Below are 1,624 nucleotides of genomic sequence, written 5' to 3'. Positions count from 1 at the left end.
GTAATTCTTTAAAGTATGTAGCTAGCAAAGATCAGAAAACATTTATGGTAGATTTAAAGACGATTTATCAAGCGGACGGTCTAGTTGAATTGGTTTCATTGGTTTGCTCATGTCAAATTTCCTATTATTTTATGCGAAGAACATGTGGATAAGTTGATAGTAACTTATCCACATTCTTCGCTATTTACAACATCAATAATCTTTATTTTATATATTTAAAAGATTATTTTTTCAACTTGACGCAGTTTGACGAACACTCCCAATTCTCTTGAATTGGCTATATCCGTCATTGCGAGGAGGTTGCCAGACCGACGAAGCAATCCAGGAGAGTGATTAGAAATGGATTGCTTCGTTGACCTTACGGTCTCCTCGCAATGACGCTTGGTGATCAGGTTTTTTTATTCATCACAAAAAAAATAGCAAAAAAATCGTGAATGCTCACATCTAAACTACAACTGTAGTACTAGGAAACCAATAAAATAAATAACCACCATAATATTATTCTTTTTTTAATTGTTTATTTGCTAAATTGAGTAATTTTTGATCAAAAGAAAGAATGGGTAAGTCTGTAGTAACTGCTTTAGCTAGAAGAATACAATCAACTATATGCAAATTATATTTTAAATAATAATCTAAAGCTAATAAAAAATAGTTCTTATCACTTTGAATTCCTTTATAAGTTAGCATCTCAGATAAGGTTAAAGTTATTTTATCCCTGGGAACTTTATAGAAAGAAGATAAGACAAATATTACTTCCGTAAATACTGTTTGTTCAATTATAAGAGTAATATGACCGGTTTTAGCTTGTTCAAATATTTCTTTGGTTTTACTAAACATTTCTGGATTATCGGCAATAAGATAACGAAGGATAAAGTTGCTATCACAAATATATTTCATTTCACTACCTTATTAGCTTCTTTAGAATAGGTGTTATCAAGCCATGCTTGTTGTCTGATTTCATCAAATGAAGGTTCTGAATCTTTCCGATAAATAGAAAGAGCTCCCCCAAGGTCACATACAGGGGATAATATTAATTGATTATTATCATTAACCTCTAAGGTAACAATGTTAGATTTTAAAATATCTCTAACTTTCTTTGGTAAGACAATCTGCCCCTTAGAACTAATAGTAAACGTATTAATATACATTTGGATAATACCTAAATAGTTAATTTATATAATATTTTATTATAGTAAAATAAATTACTAAATACAAGTATTTTCATATAAAGTAAGATAGATTATAAAAGTACACAACTTGTGCAAAATTAATATTAAATTGTTTTCATATTTAGATCAGTTAATTTCTTACTTATAGATTTAAGGATGTATTTAGTAATTATTACTAAATAGTCAATTGATGAGAAGTTGGGGACGTCTTTACCCTGTCATATATGGACGAGTGAATTTGTCAAGAAAGAAAATAAAAAAATAGAGCCACAAAGGAAGCGGTCATATATTCGGCATCGAGTGCCATAATGGTTTCTGCATTCTTATAAATATCCTTGAGTGACCTCTCATTCCCACGGCTTCTAGAGCCTCGACATAATTACGGATTTTATTCAGAATACTTATTCATTAACTCTTTAACTTTCGTTCTCTTTATTGTTACTATTCTTTACTCA

General features: G+C 29.9%; 2 protein-coding genes. Both read right to left on the bottom strand.

Features of this window, described 5'->3' with window-relative positions; genetic code table 11:
* Positions 1 to 498: 498 nt before the first annotated feature.
* Entirely contained in the window at positions 499 to 897 is a 399-nt protein-coding gene (locus RiCNE_RS06940) for a PIN domain-containing protein (RefSeq protein ID WP_094649822.1), read from the bottom strand.
* Positions 894 to 1,148: an AbrB/MazE/SpoVT family DNA-binding domain-containing protein gene (locus RiCNE_RS06935; RefSeq protein WP_094649821.1), complete on the bottom strand. Its 255-nt coding sequence runs from the start codon at positions 1,146 to 1,148 to the stop codon at positions 894 to 896. Before RiCNE_RS06935 ends, RiCNE_RS06940 begins: the two co-directional genes overlap by 4 nt.
* Between the last annotated feature and the right edge of the window lie 476 nt (positions 1,149 to 1,624).

The organism is Rickettsia endosymbiont of Culicoides newsteadi (assembly GCF_002259525.1).
Classification (GTDB): domain Bacteria; phylum Pseudomonadota; class Alphaproteobacteria; order Rickettsiales; family Rickettsiaceae; genus Tisiphia.
The sequence above is the reverse complement of the archived record's forward strand: the minus strand, read 5'-3'. Positions and strand labels throughout refer to the sequence as shown.